Source organism: Methanobrevibacter filiformis (assembly GCF_001639265.1).
Taxonomy (GTDB): Archaea; Methanobacteriota; Methanobacteria; order Methanobacteriales; family Methanobacteriaceae; genus Methanacia; species Methanacia filiformis.
The window spans coordinates 1-526 of the sequence record NZ_LWMT01000219.1; the positions used below are offsets into that span (position 1 = coordinate 1).

The 526-nt window shown below is 26.4% G+C and carries 1 protein-coding gene; it reads left to right on the forward strand.

The genetic code is table 11. The features are described from left to right. Positions 1-526 (forward strand): hypothetical protein (locus MBFIL_RS11325; protein ID WP_169805509.1); only part of this gene is annotated, 526 nt, incomplete at both ends.

Consider the following 526-nt stretch of genomic DNA (forward strand, 5'->3'; position numbering starts at 1 on the left):
TTAGTTGATGAATATAGAACAGATAAAATAGCTAGTTTATGCAAAACAGATATAATATTAAAAACATTTCTAAATGGTAAAACACCATCATCCACAACATTAAGCAGATTTTTATCAAACAGCAACTCCATTACCATCAAAAAAATATTTCTACACACATTACTCGTTTTAAATGACCACCATATCCTAAAATTTCTCCATATTTTCATTGACGGTACTGACGCATTAATTAAAGGATCTAAACACTACACCATCACACGTGATGAATTAAAAGCTTTAAAACTAATGAAAAAATGGAATTTACTACACAATAAAAGTAAAAATTCAATTAAAAGAATTAAAAAAGAACTAAAAATCAAAGAACAAGAATATAAAGAATATCCTGACGTTTTAGAAAGCATACAGATCATTAGAAAAAGAATCATGCTTTACAATAAAAATATGTCCCAACGTATAAATGAATTTGAAGATCGATTTAAGGAAATAGATAATGATTATGTTAGTATTACATTTCCTGAAGCTGTTA